15 protein-coding genes are annotated in these 17,980 nt (G+C 72.6%); 5 read left to right on the forward strand and 10 right to left on the reverse strand.

Features of this window, described 5'->3' with window-relative positions:
• Window positions 1-63 precede the first annotated feature (63 nt).
• The 9 genes from mihF to pyrR form a co-directional block, all read right to left on the reverse strand.
• Window positions 64-387 (reverse strand): integration host factor, actinobacterial type, encoded by a 324-nt coding sequence (gene mihF / locus AC0VX6_RS19505; protein ID WP_017565056.1) that lies wholly within the window; start codon window positions 385-387, stop codon window positions 64-66.
• A gap of 409 nt (window positions 388-796) precedes the next feature.
• Window positions 797-1,513, reverse strand: coding sequence for an orotidine-5'-phosphate decarboxylase (gene pyrF, locus AC0VX6_RS19510; RefSeq protein WP_274974074.1), 717 nt, complete (start codon window positions 1,511-1,513; stop codon window positions 797-799).
• 317 nt (window positions 1,514-1,830) lie between these two features.
• Complete coding sequence (locus AC0VX6_RS19515) at window positions 1,831-2,772, reverse strand: dihydroorotate dehydrogenase (protein ID WP_248771318.1); 942 nt, start codon at window positions 2,770-2,772, stop codon at window positions 1,831-1,833.
• 53 nt (window positions 2,773-2,825) lie between these two features.
• Window positions 2,826-3,725 (reverse strand): dihydroorotate dehydrogenase electron transfer subunit, encoded by a 900-nt coding sequence (locus AC0VX6_RS19520; protein ID WP_212643541.1) that lies wholly within the window; start codon window positions 3,723-3,725, stop codon window positions 2,826-2,828.
• A 388-nt stretch (window positions 3,726-4,113) separates the two neighbouring features.
• Window positions 4,114-7,416 (reverse strand): carbamoyl-phosphate synthase large subunit, encoded by a 3,303-nt coding sequence (carB, locus tag AC0VX6_RS19525; RefSeq protein ID WP_475465523.1) that lies wholly within the window; start codon window positions 7,414-7,416, stop codon window positions 4,114-4,116.
• 16 nt (window positions 7,417-7,432) lie between these two features.
• The gene (gene carA, locus AC0VX6_RS19530) at window positions 7,433-8,569 is read right to left on the reverse strand and encodes a glutamine-hydrolyzing carbamoyl-phosphate synthase small subunit (protein WP_274978192.1); all 1,137 of its coding nucleotides are present in this window, start codon (window positions 8,567-8,569) and stop codon (window positions 7,433-7,435) included.
• A gap of 53 nt (window positions 8,570-8,622) precedes the next feature.
• The gene (locus AC0VX6_RS19535; protein WP_274974076.1) at window positions 8,623-9,924 is read right to left on the reverse strand and encodes a dihydroorotase; all 1,302 of its coding nucleotides are present in this window, start codon (window positions 9,922-9,924) and stop codon (window positions 8,623-8,625) included.
• A 149-nt stretch (window positions 9,925-10,073) separates the two neighbouring features.
• Window positions 10,074-10,982, reverse strand: coding sequence for an aspartate carbamoyltransferase catalytic subunit (locus AC0VX6_RS19540; protein WP_274974077.1), 909 nt, complete (start codon window positions 10,980-10,982; stop codon window positions 10,074-10,076).
• Window positions 10,982-11,611 carry a bifunctional pyr operon transcriptional regulator/uracil phosphoribosyltransferase PyrR gene (pyrR, locus tag AC0VX6_RS19545; protein ID WP_274974078.1) on the reverse strand — a complete coding sequence of 210 codons (630 nt, stop codon included), beginning with the start codon at window positions 11,609-11,611 and terminating at the stop codon, window positions 10,982-10,984. Before pyrR ends, AC0VX6_RS19540 begins: the two co-directional genes overlap by 1 nt.
• A 499-nt stretch (window positions 11,612-12,110) precedes the next feature.
• Between pyrR and bldD the strand changes: the two genes are divergently transcribed.
• The gene (bldD, locus tag AC0VX6_RS19550) at window positions 12,111-12,605 is read left to right on the forward strand and encodes a transcriptional regulator BldD (protein ID WP_013154123.1); all 495 of its coding nucleotides are present in this window, start codon (window positions 12,111-12,113) and stop codon (window positions 12,603-12,605) included.
• Between the two features lie 341 nt (window positions 12,606-12,946).
• The gene (locus AC0VX6_RS19555) at window positions 12,947-13,561 is read left to right on the forward strand and encodes a GNAT family N-acetyltransferase (RefSeq protein ID WP_274974079.1); all 615 of its coding nucleotides are present in this window, start codon (window positions 12,947-12,949) and stop codon (window positions 13,559-13,561) included.
• On the opposite strand, the gene metF is transcribed toward AC0VX6_RS19555, so the two are convergent.
• A complete protein-coding gene (metF, locus tag AC0VX6_RS19560) occupies window positions 13,473-14,402 on the reverse strand; it encodes a methylenetetrahydrofolate reductase [NAD(P)H] (protein ID WP_274978193.1) in 930 nt (309 codons plus the stop codon). The two genes, AC0VX6_RS19555 and metF, sit on opposite strands and share 89 nt — an antisense overlap.
• Window positions 14,403-14,531: 129 nt before the next feature.
• On the opposite strand from metF, the gene AC0VX6_RS19565 reads away from it, so the two are divergent.
• From AC0VX6_RS19565 to AC0VX6_RS19575, 3 genes are all read left to right on the forward strand, one after another.
• Complete coding sequence (locus tag AC0VX6_RS19565; protein WP_475465525.1) at window positions 14,532-15,371, forward strand: DUF817 domain-containing protein; 840 nt, start codon at window positions 14,532-14,534, stop codon at window positions 15,369-15,371.
• Window positions 15,372-15,381: 10 nt separating this feature from the next.
• Window positions 15,382-16,464: a polyprenyl synthetase family protein gene (locus AC0VX6_RS19570; protein WP_274974081.1), complete on the forward strand. Its 1,083-nt coding sequence runs from the start codon at window positions 15,382-15,384 to the stop codon at window positions 16,462-16,464.
• 115 nt (window positions 16,465-16,579) lie between these two features.
• Window positions 16,580-17,908, forward strand: a complete 1,329-nt coding sequence (locus AC0VX6_RS19575; RefSeq protein WP_475465527.1) for a DUF418 domain-containing protein — start codon at window positions 16,580-16,582, stop codon at window positions 17,906-17,908.
• The last annotated feature ends 72 nt before the right edge of the window (window positions 17,909-17,980 follow it).

Here is a 17,980-nt window from a genome sequence, read left to right on the forward strand (position 1 = left end):
GGACCGGTGCACTGCGTTCAGGTGCTGCTCGGTACTGCTGGGTGTTGCGGGTACTGCCTGGTGCTACTTGGTGAGGTCGCCGAACTCGGCCTCGAGGGCGGCGCGCTGGTTGGTTCCCAGACCGCGGACACGGCGCGACTCGGCGATGTTGAGCCGCTCCATGATCTGCTTGGCCCGGACCTTGCCGACGCCGGGAAGGGATTCGAGCAGAGCCGAAACCTTCATCTTGCCGATGACGTCGTCCTTGAGGCCGTTGGAAAGGACCTCGGACAGCGAGATGCCGCCGTTCTTCAGCTTGTTCTTGACCTCCGCGCGCTCTTTTCTGGCCTTGGCGGCCTTGGCCAGAGCCGCGGTGCGCTGTTCGGGTGTCAGGGGAGGAAGGGCCACGCCGGGTCACCTCGGTTTTCTACTCGTTTGTAGAGGGCGGACGCCTGCGCAAGTTAGTAGGTCTGACCCCTGTTAGGCAACGCAAAGTGCCCTTTCAGCGGCTATTTCGTCGAACTAACTACTGAGAGTTGTTATTCGACTTCACTGCGAGACGAAAACCAGGACTTTAGTCCCGATTGAAGGAAGTGCGAAGGGTGCCACCAGCGCAGGTCACGTAGGGGTGACGCGGGTCACTCTCGGCAGTGCTCAGCGAGTTTCGGACACGCCAAATTAGTGACCGACAGCGACACATAATCGGCCCTGTCGAACCCCTGTGCACCGGTTCGTCTCCCCGTTCCGTCGATCCCTTGGCCCAGCACCTCCGGACACCGTCGAAGGGCGCCCGCACGGCGCCCCCTCCCTTCGCTCCCTAGACGCGCACCCCCGCCCGTCGCACGGCCGCCGCGAGGGAGGCCGCCGCCGCCCCCGGGTCCGGCGCGCGGGTGATGGGGCGGCCGATGACCAACAGGTCCGCGCCCGCCGCCACGGCCTCCTCCGGGGTCGCCACGCGCGACTGGTCGCCCCTGTCCGCCCCCGCCGGGCGCACGCCCGGCGTGATGAGGGTGACGTCCGGCCCGACCTCGGAGCGGAGCAGGGCCACCTCCTGGGGCGAGCAGACCAGCGCGCGGGCCCCGGCGCCCACCGCCAGGGCGGCCAGGCGCCGCACCGCGTCGCGGGCAGGACCGAGCAGCCCCACCTGCTCCAGGTCGCCCTCGTCCATGGAGGTGAGCACCGTCACGGCGGCGATCCTGGTCTCCGGCGCGGCCTCCACGGCGGCCCGGACCATGTCCGCCCCTCCCCCGGCGTGGACCGTCAGGATCGAGGGGCGCAGGCCGGCGACGCTGCGCGCGGCGCCGGCGACCGTGGCCGGGATGTCGTGCAGCTTCAGGTCGAGGAAGACCCCCAACCGGCTGGCTCCGCGCACCGCGCCGACCACGTCGGGCCCGTAGCGCAGGTACAGCTCCAGGCCCACCTTGACCGTGCTCACGTGCGGCGCGACCGCGGAGGCCCAGGTGGCCGCGGTCTCCAGGTCCCTGGCGTCGAGCGCCACGGCGATGGGCGCGGAGGGCGCGGTGGTCTCGGTCATGTCGGTATCTCCCATCGTGTGCCGCCGACCTGGGTCGGCGCGTGCAAGGCACGGACGTACTTGCGGACGTGCTTACCGCGGCACCTGAGAATGCACGTTCGCTGTCATGTGCACACCATCAAGTGTGCGATTCCCCGGATGGGCCGCTTCATGCGCCCCACCCGTGTCACTTCCCCGTAACGGCCTCCCAGACGGCCGCAGACGGGACGTAGCGGTCAGGACAGTGGTAGAGACCAATTGCGCGTGTTTGGTCGCACAGCGCCATCTGAACGCCGTTCAGGCCGGTCAGGGCCCTTGTGCGCCGCGTGCCCGGCCTGTCACGCCCCAACACCCGTCCGGTGCGCGGCGCCCACCAGGTCGGCGGCCCGCCTCAGCCCGCGTGCCTCCAGCAGCTCGGTGAACTCGCGGAGCACCCGGGCGCACGCCGAGGGGTCGGAGAAGTTGACCGTGCCGACCGCCACCGCGGAGGCCCCGGCCGCCATGAACTCCATCACGTCGGCGCCCGTGCGGACCCCGCCCATCCCGATGATGGGCACGTCCGGGAGCGCCTCGTGCACCCGGTAGACGCACCCCACCGCCAGCGGGCGGATCGCCGGCCCCGACAGTCCGCCCATCCCCCCGGCCACCGCCGGGCGCAGCGTGCGGGTGTCCACGGCCATGCCGCGCACGGTGTTGACCATGGACAGCCCGTCCGCGCGCGCCTCCACGCACGCGGCGGCCAGCTCCACCACGTCGGGGACGTCGGCGGCGAGCTTGGCCAGCACCGGCAGCCCCGAACGGGTGTGGGAGCGCACCGTGCGCACCACCGCAGCGGCCTGGGCCGCGTCGTCCACGTAGCGGCGCCCGGCGGGGTCGGACGGGTCCGGGCTGGAGAGGTTGACCTCGATCGCGCTCACCCCGTCGGCGGCGGAGACGCGTCTGGCGAGTTCGCCGAACTCGGCCATGCCGGTGCCCGCCACGGAGACGATCGCCCGTCCGCCGCGGGAGAGCAGCCAGGGCAGGTCCCGTTGGAGGAACACGTCCACGCCCGGGCCCTGCATGCCCGTCGTGCTGAGCATCCCGCTGGGCGTCTCGGCCATGCGCGGGGACGGGCGCCCGGCGTGGGGTTCCAGCATCACCGACTTGGTGGTGACGGCGCCGATCGAGGCGATGTCGAAGAACTGGGCCAGCTCGCGGCCCGATCCGGCGCACCCGGCGGCGGTGACCACGGGGTTGGGCAGCTCCCAGCCGCCCAGCCGGGTCCTGAGGTCTGCGTTCAACTCTCTCACCCACTGTCTGGTGGTGGTCGGTCCCGGGGGCGGGGCCGGGCCCCTCAGGCGATGTCGCGGGCCGTCTCCGCGGCGCGGGCCGCGCTGGAGCCCTTCCATCCGGGGGCGCCCAGGGCGTCGAAGGGGATCGTGCCCACGTCGTCGAAGCGCACCTGCTCGCCCCGGAAGACCGGGCCGTCCACGCAGGAGCGCACCATGCGGGTGATCCCGTCCTCGCCCACCACCGGGATGACGCAGGTCATGCAGATCCCGGTGCCGCAGGCCATGGTCTCCTCCACCGCCACCTGGACGGGGATGCCGTGGCCGGCCGCCACGGAGGTGACCGCGCGCAGCATCGGCATGGGGCCGCAGGCGTAGACGGCGTCGGACCGGCACTCCTCGATCACCCTGCCCAGGACGTCGGTGACGCGGCCGCGGGTGCCGAAGGAGCCGTCGTCGGTGGTGAAGGCGGCCGTCTCGGCGATGCGGCGGGCGGTGATGGCGCTGAACACCCGGTCGGCGGAGGCGGCGCCCAGCACGAAGTCCACCCGGCAGCCGCGCCTGCGCAGCGACTGGGCCAGCGGGAACAGCGGGGCGCTGCCCGAGCCGCCGCCCACCAGCACGCAGTTGACCGGCTCGCGGGGCAGCGGGAAGGGGCGGCCCAGGGGGCCGACCACGTCCAGCAGGTCGCGCGAGCGCCGCTCGGAGAGCCAGGCGGTGCCGGTGCCGCGCACCGAGAACAGGAACTCGACGGTGCCGCCGTAGTCGGGTTTGACGTCGTGGATCGCGAAGGGGCGGCGCAGCAGGGTGCTGGAGTGGTCGCCGCCGACGGCCACCGACACGAACTGCCCGGAGCGGAACCGCTCGGCTATGCCCGGGGCGACCACGGTGATGGCGTAGTAGGCGTCCACCCTGCGTACGTTCAGCACGGGGCACCTGGTCTGCACCGGTCCGTTGTCGCTCATCAGGTCGTGGCGCTCGAGCCCGGTGTCGCGGACACCGGGGCGTCGGCGCCGCCCTCCCCCCTCTGGGATTCCTGCGTCGTCCTGTGCGCCAACCGTATAGGCGGGGCGCCGTGGACACACCGTCCACGGCGCCCCCGGAGCCCCTCGGGTGTTGGTTCGGGCGCCCGCGGGGTTCTGGAGGTGGCGGAGGCGGGTTCGCGAGGAACGAGCGAACCCGCCGGAGACACCACCGTGCCTGCTACAACCCGGTTCCCGCTCTTCGGGCGCCCGAACAAGGAAAGTACTGCGCGTAGCGTCCGTTGAGGGCGGTAGCCCGCCCGGCGCGAAGCACCCCCGCGGGCGGTGGCGGGCGACGGGCGGGCGGAGCGGAGGCCCAAAGTTGAACAGCCTAGGCCCGGCTGGCGGTGAGGGTGCTCGCGTGCTCCTGGAGGGAGCGCACGCCGAGGTCGCCGCGCACCCGCGCCTCGATGGCCTGGACCGCGGCGGCCAGGCCCTGCACGGTGGTCACGCTGGGCACGCGGCGCACCACCGCGGCGGTGCGGATCTCGTAGCCGTCCAGGCGCGGTCCGGCCTGCCCCGCGCTGCCGAAGGGCGTGTTGACGATGAGGTCCACGCCCCCCGAGTGGATGAGCTGCACGATGGTGGGCTCGCCCGCCGGGCCGCTGCCCTCGCTGTGCTTGCGCACCACGGTGGCGTGCACGCCGTTGCGGCGCAGGACCACGGCGGTGCCCTCGGTGGCCAGGATCTCGAAGCCGAGGTCGGCCAGGCGCTTGACCGGGAAGATCATCGAGCGCTTGTCGCGGTTGGCCACCGAGACGAACACCCGGCCCCGCTCGGGCAGGGAGTCGTTGAGGGCCAGCTGCGACTTGGCGTAGGCGGAGCCGAACTCGGTGTCCAGGCCCATGACCTCGCCGGTGGAGCGCATCTCGGGGCCGAGGATGGTGTCGACCCCCTCGCCCTCCTTGTCGATGAAGCGGTTGAAGGGCAGCACCGCCTCCTTCACCGACACCGGGGCGTCCGCGGGCAGGTCACCGCCGTCGCCGTGCGCGGGCAGCATGCCCTCCTCGCGCAGTTCGGCGATGGTGGCCCCGGCCATGACGCGGGCGGCGGCCTTGGCCAGCGGCACCGCGGTGGCCTTGGACACGAACGGCACGGTGCGCGAGGCGCGCGGGTTGGCCTCCAGGACGTTGAGCACGCCGGAGGCGAGCGCGTACTGGACGTTGATCAGCCCGCGCACGCCCGTGCCTCGGGCGATGGCCTCGGTCGAGTAGCGGATGCGCTCGATGTCCTCGCGGCCCAGGGTGATGGAGGGCAGGGTGCACGCCGAGTCACCGGAGTGGATACCGGCCTCCTCGATGTGCTCCATGACCCCGCCCAGGTACAGGTCGCGACCGTCGTAGAGGGCGTCGACGTCGATCTCGATGGCGTCGTCGAGGAAGCGGTCGATGAGCACCGGGTGCTCGGGGCTGACCTCGGCGTTGCGCTCGATGTAGTCGGCGAGCATCGTCTCGCTGTAGACGATCTCCATGCCGCGGCCGCCCAGCACGTAGGAGGGGCGGACCATGACGGGGTAGCCGATCTCGTCCGCGGCGGCCTTGGCCTCGGCGAAGGAGTGGGCGGTGCCGTACTTGGGCGCGGGCAGCCCGGCGTCGGCCAGGACCTTGCCGAACGCTCCGCGGTCCTCGGCCAGGTCGATGGCCTCGGGGCTGGTGCCGATGATGGGCACCCCGGCGTCCTTGAGGCGGCGGGCCAGGCCGAGCGGGGTCTGGCCGCCCAGCTGGACGATGACCCCGACGACCGGTCCGGCGGCCTGCTCGGCGCGCACGACCTCCAGCACGTCCTCCAGGGTGAGCGGCTCGAAGTAGAGCCGGTCGCTGGTGTCGTAGTCGGTGGAGACCGTCTCGGGGTTGCAGTTGACCATCACGGTCTCGTACCCGGCGTCGGAGAGGGCGAAGGAGGCGTGGACGCAGGAGTAGTCGAACTCCACGCCCTGGCCGATCCGGTTGGGCCCCGACCCCAGGATGATGATCTTGGGCCGGTCGCCCGTGGGGACCTCGGTCTCCTCGTCGTAGCTGGAGTACAGGTAGGGCGTGCGGGCCTCGAACTCGGCGGCGCAGGTGTCCACGGTCAGGTAGACGGGGTGGACGCCCAGGGCGTGGCGCAGCTCGCGGACCACGTCCTCACTGCGGCCGGTGATCTGGCCGATCTGGAGGTCGGAGAAGCCCAGCCCCTTGACCTCGCGCAGCAGGTCGGCGTCGAGCTTGGGGGCCTCGGCCAGGACGCGGGCCGCCTCCTCCAGGCGCAGCATCTGGTCCACGAACCAGGGGTCGATGCGGGTGGCCTCGTGGACCTCCTCGACGGTGGCCCCGGCGCGCAGGGCCTGCTGGACCTGGCGCAGGCGGTGCTCGGTGGGGGTGGCGGCCAGGCGCAGCAGCTCGTCCTTGTCGCCGGGCTCGCCCTCCCAGGTCAGGCCGACGCCCTTCTTCTCCAGGGAGCGCATGGCCTTCTGGAGGGCCTCGGGGAAGGAGCGGCCGATGGCCATGGCCTCGCCCACCGACTTCATGGTGGTGGTCAGGCCGGGGTCGGCGCCGGGGAACTTCTCGAAGGCGAAGCGGGGCACCTTGACGACGACGTAGTCGAGCGTGGGCTCGAAGCTGGCCGGGGTCTCCCGGGTGATGTCGTTGGGGATCTCGTCCAGGGTGTAGCCGACGGCGAGCTTGGCGGCGATCTTGGCGATCGGGAAGCCGGTGGCCTTGGAGGCCAGCGCCGATGAGCGCGACACGCGCGGGTTCATCTCGATGACGATGACCCGGCCGGTGGTGGGGTGGACGGCGAACTGGATGTTGCAGCCGCCGGTGTCCACGCCGACCTCGCGGATGACGGCGATGCCGATGTCGCGCAGCTTCTGGTACTCGCGGTCGGTGAGGGTCATGGCGGGGGCGACGGTGATGGAGTCGCCGGTGTGCACGCCCATGGGGTCGAGGTTCTCGATGGAGCACACGACCACGACGTTGTCGTTGGTGTCGCGCATCAGCTCCAGCTCGTACTCCTTCCAACCGAGGATGGACTCCTCCAGGAGCACCTCGGTGGTCGGGGAGAGCGCCAGGCCCTGTCCGGCGATGCGGCGCAGCTCGGCCGCGTCGTGGGCGAAGCCCGAGCCGGCGCCGCCCATGGTGAAGGAGGGGCGCACGACGACGGGGTAGGAGAGCTCCTCGGCCGCGGCCAGGCACTCCTCCAGGGTGTGGCAGATGCGCGAGCGGGCGGACTCGCCGCCGATGCGCTCGACGATGCCCTTGAAGCTCTCGCGGTCCTCGCCGGACTGGATGGCCTCGATGTTGGCGCCGATGAGCTCGACGCCGTACTTGGCGAGGACGCCCGCCTCGTCCAGGGCGACGGCGGCGTTGAGGGCGGTCTGCCCGCCCAGGGTGGGCAGGAGCGCGTCGGGGCGCTCCTTGGCGATGATCTTCTCGATCATCTCGGTGGTGATCGGCTCGACGTAGGTGGCGTCGGCGATCTCCGGGTCGGTCATGATCGTGGCCGGGTTGGAGTTGACCAGGATGACCCGCAGGCCCTCGGCCCGCAGAACCCGGCAGGCCTGGGTGCCCGAGTAGTCGAACTCGGCCGCCTGTCCGATCACGATCGGGCCGGAGCCGATCACGAGGACGGATGAAAGGTCACTACGGCGCGGCATGCTCTGCTTCCTCTTGCTACTTGGCAGCCGGAGCGGGCTGGGCGGACATCAGGTCGACGAACGCGTCGAAGAGTTCGGCGGCGTCGTGGGGGCCGGCGGCGGCCTCCGGGTGGAACTGGACGCTGAACGCGGGGCGGTCCAGCAGCCGCAGGCCCTCGACGACGCGGTCGTTGAGGCCGATGTGGCTGACCTCGGCCCGGCCGTAGGGGGTGTCGAAGGGCTCGTCGAGGGGGGCGTCGACGGCGAAGCCGTGGTTCTGGCTGGTGATGGCGACCCTGCCGGAGCGGGTGTCGATCACCGGCTGGTTGACGCCCCGGTGCCCGAAGGGCAGCTTGTAGGTGCCCAGGTCCAGGGCGCGGCCCAGGATCTGGTTGCCGAAGCAGATGCCGAAGAGCGGCCTGCCCGCGTCCAGGACGCCGCGCATGGCGGTGACGGGCGCGTCGGCGGTGGCGGGGTCGCCGGGGCCGTTGCTGAAGAACACCCCGTCCGGGTCCAGGGCGAGGATGTCCTCGGCGGTGGCGGTGGCGGGCAGCACGGTGACCCGGCAGCCCCGCTCGGCCAGGCGCTGGGGGGTCATGGCCTTGATGCCCAGGTCCACGGCGGCGACGTGGAAGCGGGCGGGGACGCCCTCGGGCGGCAGGACCTCGTAGGGCTCGCCGGTGCTGACCTCGGCGGCCAGGTCGGCCCCGGCCATGGCGGGCTGCTGGCGCACGCGCTCCAGCAGGGCCCCCGGGTCGGTCTCGGTGGTGCTGATGGCGGCGCGCATGACGCCCTTGTCGCGCAGGTGGCGGGTGAGGGCGCGGGTGCCGGTGAGGGCGATGCCGACCACGCCCTGGCGGCGCAGCTCCTCGTCCAGGGTGCGCTCGGCCCGCCAGTTGGAGGTGATGCGGGCGGGCTCGCGCACGACGTACCCGGCGACCCAGACGCGGCCGGACTCGGGGTCGTCGTCGTTGACGCCGGTGTTGCCGATGTGGGGGGCGGTCATCACCACGATCTGGCGGTGGTAGGAGGGGTCGGTGAGGGTCTCCTGGTAGCCGGTCATGCCGGTGTTGAAGACCGCCTCGCCGAAGGTCTCCCCGGTGGCGCCGAAGGATCGGCCGTGGAAGACCCGGCCGTCCTCGAGTACCAGAATCGCGGGTCCGCTCTCGGACACGTTCGCCCCCTCCTCCGCCGGGCCGTCGGCGGCCCGGGTGTTCTGTTCTGTGCTCACTGGATCTTCCCCTCCAGGACGGTCGGGGCGCCGCGCAGGAACGTGGCGCGCACCCGGCCGGGCAGGGTCATGCCCCGGAAGGGGGTGTTGCCGCTCTTGCTGACCATGGCCGCGCCGTCCACGTCGACGGCGGCGGCCGGGTCGTACAGGACCACGTTGGCGGGCTGGCCGACCGCCAGGTCACGCCCGTGGTCGTGGACGCGGCCGATGCGGGCCGGCGCCGCGGACATGCGGTCGGCGACGCCGGCCCAGGTCAGCAGACCGGTGTCGACCATCGTGCGCTGCACGACCGCCAACGCCGTCTCCAGTCCGACCATTCCCATGGCGGCGGTGGACCACTCGGTCTCCTTGGCCTCCGCGGGGTGGGGGGCGTGGTCGGTGGCGACGATGTCGATCGTGCCGTCGGCCAGGCCCTCGCGCAGCGCCTGGACGTCGTCGGCGGTGCGCAGGGGCGGGTTGACCTTGTAGACGGGATCGTAGCCCTCCACCAGCTCCTCTGTCAGCAGGAGGTGGTGGGGTGTGACCTCGGCGGTGACGTCGCAGCCGCGGGCCTTGGCCCAGCGGATGATGTCGACCGAGCCCTTGGTCGAGACGTGGCACACGTGCAGGCGCGAGCCCACGTGCTGGGCGAGCAGGCAGTCGCGGGCGATGATCGCCTCCTCGGCGACCGCGGGCCAGCCGGGCAGGCCGAGGCGGTCGGAGACGCAGCCCTCGTTCATCTGGGCGCCCTGGGTCAGGCGCGGCTCCTGGGCGTGCTGGGCGATGACGCCGTCGAAGGCCTTGACGTACTCCAGGGCGCGGCGCATGAGCAGGGCGTCGGAGACGCAGATGCCGTCGTCGGAGAAGACGCGCACGCCGGCGGCGGAGTCGGCCATCGCGCCGATCTCGGAGAGGCGCTCCCCGGCCAGGCCGACGGTGACGGCGCCGACGGGGCGCACGTCGCAGTACCCGGCCTCGCGGCCCAGGCGCCAGACCTGTTCGACGACGCCGGCGGTGTCGGCGACGGGGTCGGTGTTGGCCATGGCGTGGACGGCGGTGTAGCCGCCCATGGCGGCGGAGCGGGATCCGGTGGCGACGGTCTCGGCGTCCTCGCGGCCGGGCTCGCGCAGGTGGGTGTGCAGGTCCACCAGGCCGGGCAGGGCGATCAGGCCGGTGGCGTCGACGGTCCGGGCGTCCTCGGGGGCGTCCAGGTCCCGGCCGGTCGCGGCGATCCGGCCGTCGGCCAGGAGCAGGTCGACGGGGTCGCCGCCGAGGGGGCGGGCGCCGCGGATCAGGTGCGGTCCGTGGGTGTCGGGCATCGCGGTGTTGGCTTCCTCGTGTTCTGGGTCGGGGAGGGGCGGCGCGGGGCGCCGGGGCGCGCCGGTGGGCCGGGCGCCCGGGCCCGTGGCGGGGGCCTCGCGTCCCTCAGGTGCGGTGGTACGGGCCGAGGGGGCCCGCGGCAGGGCTGTCAGGAGCCGCCGAGCAGCAGGTAGAGCACGGCCATGCGCAGGCTGACGCCGTTGGCGACCTGCTCGGTGACGGTGCAGCGGGGCGAGTCGGCGACCTCCGCGGAGATCTCCATGCCGCGGACCATCGGGCCGGGGTGCATGACGATCGCGTCCTCGGGCATGCGGGACAGGCGCTCGCCGTCCAGGCCGTAGTTGCGGCTGTACTCGCGCGTGGACGGGAAGAACGACTCGTGCATGCGCTCGGCCTGTACGCGCAGCATCATGACGACGTCGGACTTGGGCAGGACGTCGTCGAGGTCGTAGGAGACCTCGCACGGCCAGGTGTGCACCGAGACCGGCAGCAGGGTGGGCGGCGCGACCAGGGTGACGTGCGCGCCCAGGGTGGTGAGCAGCAGCACGTTGGAGCGGGCGACCCGGCTGTGCAGGATGTCGCCGACGACGGCCACCCGCAGCCCCTCCAGGCGCCCCAGGCGCGAGCGCACGGTGAAGGCGTCCAGCAGGGCCTGGGTGGGGTGTTCGTGGGTGCCGTCGCCCGCGTTGAGGACGGACCCGTCCACCCAGTTGGCGAGGCGGTGGGCGGCGCCGGAGGCGCTGTGCCGGATGACGACGCCGTCGGCGCCCATGGCCTGGAGGGTCAGCGCGGTGTCCTTGAGGCTCTCGCCCTTGGAGACGCTGGAGCCCTTGGCGGAGAAGTTGATGACGTCCGCGGAAAGGCGCTTGGCGGCCAGCTCGAAGGAGGTGCGGGTGCGGGTGGAGTCCTCGTAGAAGAGGTTGACCACGGTGCGCCCGCGCAGGGTGGGCAGCTTCTTGACGGAGCGGTCGCCGACCTGGGCGAGTTCGGCGGCGGTGTCCAGGACGAGGGTGGCCTCGTCGCGGGAGAGGTCGCCGGCGGAGAGAAGGTGGCGCATCAGTCGTTCCCCTCGGTGGCTCCTGGGCGGGGGCGGGACGGGCCGAGCAGCACCGCGTCGTGTCCGTCGGTCTCCTCCAGGCGCACGGTGACGCTCTCGCGCAGCGAGGTGGGCAGGTTCTTGCCCACGTAGTCGGCGCGGATGGGCAGTTCGCGGTGGCCCCGGTCGACCAGGACGGCGAGCTGGACGGCGCGGGGGCGCCCCAGGTCGCCGAGGGCGTCCAGGGCGGCGCGGACGGTGCGGCCGGAGAAGAGGACGTCGTCGACGAGGACGACGACGCGGTCGTCGAGTCCGCCCCGGGGGATCTCGGTCCGGCCGAGGGCGCGGACGGGGGCGGAGCGCAGGTCGTCGCGGTACATGGTGATGTCGAGCGAGCCGGCGGGGACGGTGAGGTCCTCAACCCGTTCGATGCGCCCTGCCAGGCGCTGGGCGAGCGGGACACCGCGCGAGGGGATGCCCAGGAGGGTGACGCCCCGGCCCCCCTTGGTGCGTTCGAGCACCTCGTGGGCGATGCGGGTCAGCGCCCGGTTGATCTCGCTGCCGTCGAGGACGGCGCGGGTGCCCTCGGGCACCTCGGGTGCGGGGGAACCGCCACCGGCGTCACCGGTCGTCGGTTTTTGCGCACGCAAAGTAGTGACTCCCTTCCCTGCCTCACTGAACAGGTCGTTAAAGGATGTCGATCGGAGCCACGCTACCAGCGGCGCTCGCGACCCCCGCGAGGCGGTCGATGACCCGAGGTCACCAATGTGACTCTGGTCACACCACAAGCGAACATGTACCCCCTGAAATGTGGTCATGTCGTCACCCAGTGGATACGGCAACGAAGGGGCCGAAACCTGAAATACCCAGGAGGAATGGGCTTTTCATGCCATCGTGACGTACGACTCGTCCTGATCGGTCCTGACATGAGAGGTGTCTCACTTACGCACGGTTTGGCCACCGATTAGTCGCGTTTCACACCAACGGCTTGACCTGGAAGGCAGACCCCCTTACCGTCACTGTCTGTAACCACTGCCGGGTGGGGTTGCATCCCGTGACCATCCGCTGGACCGCCCAGGCGGCCCGCCGAGTACGAGCGGACGCCCCCCCACCACGCCAGCCACTGTCACGGCCGGGAGCGACAAGAAGATGCCATCCGAATACGCGAAGTCCCTCGGTGCGCGACTGCGTGCCATCCGCACCCAGCAGGGCCTGTCCCTGCACGGGGTGGAAGAGAAGTCCCACGGCCGCTGGAAGGCCGTCGTGGTGGGCTCCTACGAGCGCGGCGACCGCGCCGTCACCGTCCAGAAGCTCGCCGAGCTGGCGGACTTCTACGGCGTGCCGATGTCGGAGCTGCTGCCGGGCGGCGCGGCTCCCACCCCGCTGGGCCCCACGCCCAAGCTGGTCATCGACCTGGAGCGCATGCAGCAGCTGCCGCAGGAGAAGGCCGGGCCGCTGTCCCGCTACGTCGCCACGATCCAGAGCCAGCGGGGTGACTACAACGGGCGGGTGCTCTCCATCCGCCAGGAGGACCTGCGCTCACTCGCGGTCATCTACGACAAGTCGCCCGGGGACCTGACCGAGGAGCTCATCAACTGGGGCGTCCTCGACCCCGAGGCGCGCCGCGCGGTCGACGCCTTCTGACCGGTACCCGAACACCGGGACAACCGAACAGATTCGCACCCGCTCGACGAGAACCGGCGGCCCCGACGGGGGCGCCGGTTCTCGTCGTGTCCACCGGCCGGGGACTGGCCGGCGGACGGGGCCGGAGCGGCGCGGCCGGACGTGGGGCTTCCCCTCCCCAACCCGGCCGCGCCGCCCTCCCGCCGGAGGGGGTCCGACGGGGTGTGTCGAACTCCTGTTCGACACGATCCAGTTAACCCCAGGCCGCCGGGCCCGTCAAGGACCCCGCCCGGCGCCGCGCGCACCCCGCCCGCGCGCGAATCCGCAGGACCGCGGAAGGTCCGGGGAACTACCCTTGGCCCGTGGCAGCCGATACCGAGTTGCGCGAGCTGGGCCCGCCCGCCTTCACGCACGCCGTCCCCGCGCTGCTCCAGGTGTACGAGGCCGCCATGCGCCCGCCCGCGGAGCAGTTGCCCGGGCGCGCCTCCGTCATGAGGGGCCACGCCCGCAACCCGGGCTTTCGCGCGGTGGTGGCCGTGCGCGGCGGCCTCCCGGTCGGCTTCGCCTACGGCTTCCACGGACGCGGCGGCCAGTGGTGGCACGACACGGTGGCGGAGGGGCTGCGCGCGGGCGCCGGGGCCCGCCGGGCGCGCCGCTGCCTGTCCGACGCGCTGGAGGTCGCCGAGGTGCACGTCCACCCGGACGCGCAGAACCGGGGCGTGGGCCGCGCCCTGCTCCACGCCCTGTGCCGGGACAGGCCGGAGCGCACCGCGGTGCTGTCCACGCGTTCGGGACCCTCCGCGGCGCGCCACCTGTACCGCTCGTGCGGGTTCACCGAGGTGCTGGAGGACTTCCGCTTCCCCGGCAGCCCCGGTCAGCCCTTCTCGATCATGGCCGCCCGGCTCCCTCTGACGGGCTCCGGTGACCGGAGATCTCCCGGTAGATCTGCCTGGTGGCCGTGGACCGGTTCGAGGTGATGAAGTGGATGCCCGGCGCGCCCTCGGCCAGCAGCCGCTCGCACATGCGCTGGGCGTGCTCGATGCCGAAGGCCCGCACGGACTCGGCGTCGTCGCCGAAGGAGGCGAACCTCTCGGCCAGGTCGGCCGGGAAGGGGGCGCCGGAGAGCTGCTCCGAGCGCGGGATGAACGAGGTGCGCACCACCGGGAAGACCTCGGGGATGATCGGCACCTCGCAGCCGCGCGCGGCCACCCGGTCGCGCAGGCGCAGGTAGTCCTCGGGGTCGAAGAACATCTGGGTGATGGCGTAGTCGGCGCCCGCCTCGCACTTGCGCACGAAGTGGTCGGTGTCGGTCTCGACGTCGTCCGAACGCGGGTGCTTGTAGGGGAAGGCGGCCACGCCCACGCAGAAGTCGCCGCTGTCCTTGATCAGGCGCACCAGCTCCTCGGCGTAGGTCAGCCCCTGGGGGTGGCGGATCCACTCCCCGTCCGGGTCGCCGGGCGGGTCGCCCCGCACGGCGAGCATGTTGGACACGCCCGCGTCGGCGAGGCGGCCGACGAGGTGGCGCAGCTCCGCCACGGAGTGGTCGACCAGGGTCATGTGCGCGACCGGCAGCAGTGTGGTGTCGGTCGCGATGCGCTCGGTGGTCTCCACGGTCAGCCCGCGCGTGCTGCCGCCCGCGCCGTAGGTGACCGAGACGAAGGCGGGGCCGAGGGCCTCGATCTCCCTGATCGCGCGCCACAGGCGCTCCTGCGCCTGGGGCGTGCGGGGCGGGAAGAACTCGAAGGAGAACATCGGCTCGCCCGCGTCGAGGAGTTCGCGGATGTGACGCGGCCTGGGGGCCGGGCCTCGGGGCGCCACAGGAAGTGTCGGTGCAGCCAGCATGCGCACCAGCTTAGGTCAGAGACCCCCGCGGCGGAGGAGCCGTCCCACCCTGTGAGACCCGTGGCACGCGCCACTCCCGTGCGGCACGACGTGCGAGGATACGGCATGACCCCTCCACCTCCCCCTTCCACCGTCCCTGTTCCCGGACCCGGGTCGCGTCCGCTGTTCTGGGCCTCCCAGCTGCTGCGCTTCGGCTGGCTCCAGGCCCGGGCCTGCGCGTTCGCGGTGTGCATGTTCGCCGGGTTCGCGCTCTCGGCGGTGGTGCCGCTGCCCCTGCCCCGCTACGACGCCCTGCTCGTCTACGCCGTGGCGCTCACCGCCCTGTTCTGGGGCCTGCGCCTGGAGAGCGGCCGGGAGATCGCCGCGATCGCCGGCTTCCACGTGGTGGGGCTGGCCTTCGAGCTGTTCAAGGTGCGGATGGGCTCGTGGTCCTACCCCGAGCCCGCCTGGACCGTGGTGTGGGGCGTACCGCTCTACAGCGGGTTCATGTACGCGGCGGTGGGCTCCTACATCGTGCGCGCCTGGCGGCTGCTGGACCTGGAGCTGGTGCGCTACCGCGCCGCGGCGACCACCGCGGTCGCGGTCGCGGTCTACCTCAACTTCCTCACCCACCACTGGCTGCCGGACCTGCGGGTGCCCTTGGCGGTGCTGCTGGTGGCGGTGACGTGGGGCACGTGGGTTCGCTTCACCGTGGGCGCGCAGCGCCTGCGGATGCCGCTGTCGCTGTCGTTCCTGCTCATCGGGGTGTTCCTGTGGATCGCGGAGAACGTCTCGACCCTGCTGGACGCCTGGCGCTACCCGCACCAGGAGCAGGTGTGGGCGCTGGTGCACCCGGCCAAGCTGGGCGCGTGGGCGCTGCTGGTGACGGTGTCGTTCGTGCTGGTGGCCAGTTGGACGCGGCCCGGACGGGCGGAACCGGACCGGGCCGCGTCCGACAGCCGATAACCTGCGGTTCATGGTGCCTTCCTCTTCCCCGTCCGCCTCCGCCGTCTTCGCTGTCCGCTCCGGCGTGGACCGCGAACTGACCTCCTTCTGCGCCGACCACAGGGCCCAGCTGATGGAGATCGGGGAGGATCTGGCTCCGGCCATGGACGCGCTGGAGACGATGGTCTCCGGCGGCAAGCGCCTGCGGCCGACCTTCTGCTACTGGGGGTGGCGGGGCGCGGGCGGCGCGGCCGACGACGAGCGCGTGGTGCGGGCGGCGGCCTCCCTGGAGTTCCTCCAGGCGTGCGCGCTCGTCCACGACGACGTGATCGACAACAGCGACACCCGGCGCGGTCTGCCCGCTACGCACAAGCGGCTGGCCAAGCTGCACGCCGACCAGGGGTGGAGCGGCGACAGCGAGGGCTTCGGCCAGGGCGCGGCCATCCTGATCGGCGACCTGTGCCTGGCCTGGTCGGACGAGATGTACCAGGCCAGCGGCTTCCCGACGGAGGTGCTGGGCCGGGGGCGGCGCCCCTTCGACGCGATGCGCACCGAGGTCATGGCCGGGCAGTACCTGGACACCCTGGAGCAGGTGCGGGGCACCGGTACACGCGAGGCGGCGCTGCGCGTGATGCGCTACAAGTCCGCCAAGTACACGGTAGAGCGCCCGCTGCACCTGGGCGCGGCGCTGGCGGGCCGCCACGAGGAGCTGGCCGGGGTCTACACCGGCTACGGCATCCCGCTGGGGATCGCCTTCCAGTTGCGCGACGACGTACTGGGCGTGTTCGGCGACCCGTCCACCACCGGCAAGCCCGCCGGGGACGACCTGCGCGAGGGCAAGCGGACGCTGGTGGTGGCCGAGACCCTGGCGCGCGCCGGGGCGGCCGACGCCGAGCGGTTCCGCTCGCTGCTGGGGGCGCCGGACCTGTCGGTGTCCTCGGTGGAGTGGATGTGCTCCCTGATCGAGGGCTCGGGCGCGCTGGCCGTGTGCGAGGAGATGATCGCGGAGTACGCCGACCGGGCCGTCGCGGCCCTGGACAGCCCCGAGCTGGACGAATCCGCCCGCGAGCCGCTGCGCCAGCTGGTCGTGGCCGCCACCTCGCGCTCCTCCTGAGGGTGCTTCCCTAGGGGACTTTCCCGGGTCCGCGCCCGCCCGGGGCCTGTTGTGCCCGTCCGCCCGCTCCGGTTGAATCGCTGACACGACATATCGCGAAATCGGGGAGTCTCCCATGTCTGGGCACACCGTTTCCCGCGGTCCGGTCGGCGCGGGCGAGAGAGCCCTCGCGCCGGACCTGGCGCGCGGGTTCATGCTCCTGTTCATCGCGCTCGCCAACACGGCCTGGTACCTGTGGGCGCTCCCGTCCAGCGGGGGCGGCGTCCACCCGGAGCCCGGCGGCGCGCTGGACCGGATCGCGCAGTTCGCCATCGTCATGGCGGTGGACATGCGCAGCTATCCGATGTTCGCCTTCCTGTTCGGGTACGGCATGGTGCAGCTGGCCCGGCGCCAGGAGGCGGCGGGCTCGTCCGCGCGGGAGGTGAACGCGCTGCTGCGCCGCCGCAACCTGTGGCTGCTCGCGTTCGGCTTCGTCCACGCCCTGCTGCTGTGGATGGGCGACATCCTGGGCGCCTACGGCCTGGCCGGGCTGCTCCTGGGCTGGCTGTTCCTGCGGCGCAGGGACGCCACGCTGCTGGTGTGGGCGGGGGTGTTCACCGGTCTGGCCGCCCTGCTCGCGGCGTTCAGCCTGCTGGGCCTGGCCTTCATGCCCGCGGACGCCCCCTCCTCCGCCGCGTTCGGCATGGACCAGACGGCCGCCAACATCGGCGACGCCTCGACCCTGGGCGCCGCGCTGGGCCGCGTCGTGGCCTGGCCGCTGGTCACGCTGGGCCAGGGACTGCTGGGCATGGTCGTGCCCGCGGCGATCCTGCTCGGCTACTGGGCCGCGCGCCGCAGGATCCTCGAGGAGCCGGGCGCGCACCTGGGCCTGCTGCGCTGGACCGCGGCCCTGGGCGTCGGCGTGGGCTGGCTGGGCGGGCTGCCCATGGCCCTGGCCCAGATCGGGGTCTGGGACCTGTCCCCGGCACAGGCGGGCATGCTGGCCATGCCGCACATGGTGACCGGGCTGGCCGGCGGCCTGGGCTACGTGGCGCTGATCGCGCTGACGGCGCACCGGATCCGGGGGCGCGGTCGCGCGCCGGGCGCGGTGGTCGGCGCGCTGTCGGCGACCGGCAAGCGCTCGCTGTCGGCCTACCTGGCCCAGTCGGTGCTGTGCGCACCGATCCTGGCGGCCTGGGGCCTGGGGCTGGGCGGCGAACTCGCCTCGTGGTCGATGGCCCTGTTCGCGGTGGGCGTGTGGCTGGTGACGGTGGCGGCGTCCTACGCCCTGGAGCGCGCGGGCAGGCGCGGACCGGCCGAGGCGCTGCTGCGCCGCCTGGCCTACCGCCGCCCGGTCGCGCGGGGCGCCCGGCAGGCGGAGGAGCCCGGGAACGCGTCGGGTCGGACGGCGGTCGGACACGGACCGGCCCGGGGCCCGGCGGACGGCGGGCGTCCCGCGCCCTGACCCCGGCGGCCCCGGAGCGCGGGGAGTGCCGACCTCGCCACACCCGGCCCCGCGGCGCAAAAAGGCGCGTGC

Source organism: Nocardiopsis sp. iso_25 (assembly GCF_056173305.1).

Excerpts from the sequence above, each read along its gene's own strand:
- pyrF (WP_274974074.1), bottom strand. The coding sequence starts at position 1,513 with ATGACCGAGACCACCGCGCCCTCCGCGCCCATCGCCGTGGCGCTCGAC.
- AC0VX6_RS19520 (WP_212643541.1), bottom strand. The coding sequence starts at position 3,725 with ATGAGCGACAACGGACCGGTGCAGACCAGGTGCCCCGTGCTGAACGTA.
- carB (WP_475465523.1), bottom strand. The coding sequence starts at position 7,416 with ATGCCGCGCCGTAGTGACCTTTCATCCGTCCTCGTGATCGGCTCCGGC.
- AC0VX6_RS19535 (WP_274974076.1), bottom strand. The coding sequence starts at position 9,924 with ATGCCCGACACCCACGGACCGCACCTGATCCGCGGCGCCCGCCCCCTC.
- AC0VX6_RS19540 (WP_274974077.1), bottom strand. The coding sequence starts at position 10,982 with ATGCGCCACCTTCTCTCCGCCGGCGACCTCTCCCGCGACGAGGCCACC.
- bldD (WP_013154123.1), top strand. The coding sequence starts at position 12,111 with ATGCCATCCGAATACGCGAAGTCCCTCGGTGCGCGACTGCGTGCCATC.
- AC0VX6_RS19565 (WP_475465525.1), top strand. The coding sequence starts at position 14,532 with ATGACCCCTCCACCTCCCCCTTCCACCGTCCCTGTTCCCGGACCCGGG.
- AC0VX6_RS19570 (WP_274974081.1), top strand. The coding sequence starts at position 15,382 with ATGGTGCCTTCCTCTTCCCCGTCCGCCTCCGCCGTCTTCGCTGTCCGC.
- AC0VX6_RS19575 (WP_475465527.1), top strand. The coding sequence starts at position 16,580 with ATGTCTGGGCACACCGTTTCCCGCGGTCCGGTCGGCGCGGGCGAGAGA.